The following is a 493-nucleotide window of genomic DNA, read 5'->3' on the forward strand; positions in this document are numbered from 1 at the left end:
GGAAGTTAACAAATGGGATTCGATCTGGCGAAGAACGTGTTCGAGGTGCACGGTACAGATGCGGCTTGATCGGTATTGTCTCGAAAGAAGCTCCGACGGGATAAGGTCGTTGGCCTTTTTGCGGCTCAGCCGACCTGCACAGTTGCAATGGAGGCGTGCGCCGGCAGCCATTACTTGGCACGAAAACTCAAGGTATTAGGGACGACGTCCGACTAATCGTTCCTGGATACGTCAAACCGTTCGTAAAGCGGCAAAAGAATGATGTCGCTGATGCCGAAGCGATTTGCGAAGCTGCCCAGGAGCCCACTATGCGGTTCGTGTCTGCAAAGAGTGAAGAGCAATAGGCCGCGGCGATGGTATTCAGTGTTCGCGATCTTCTGGTTCGCCAGCGGACCCAGACTATTAATGCAATACGTGGCCATCTTCCTGAATTCGGCCTTGTGGCTGCGCAAGGTCGTTTCCATGCCGCCAAGCTTGTCGCAGCAATTGAAGA

Annotated in this window: 1 pseudogene; it reads left to right on the plus strand. The window is 53.5% G+C overall.

The features are described from left to right. Positions 1–12: 12 nt before the first annotated feature. Positions 13–493 (plus strand): annotated as a pseudogene (locus DY467_RS26615) (IS110 family RNA-guided transposase); the annotation flags it as partial.

The sequence above is a fragment of the Rhodopseudomonas sp. BR0G17 genome (assembly GCF_010907025.1).
Lineage (GTDB): Bacteria > Pseudomonadota > Alphaproteobacteria > Rhizobiales > Xanthobacteraceae > Rhodopseudomonas > Rhodopseudomonas palustris_H.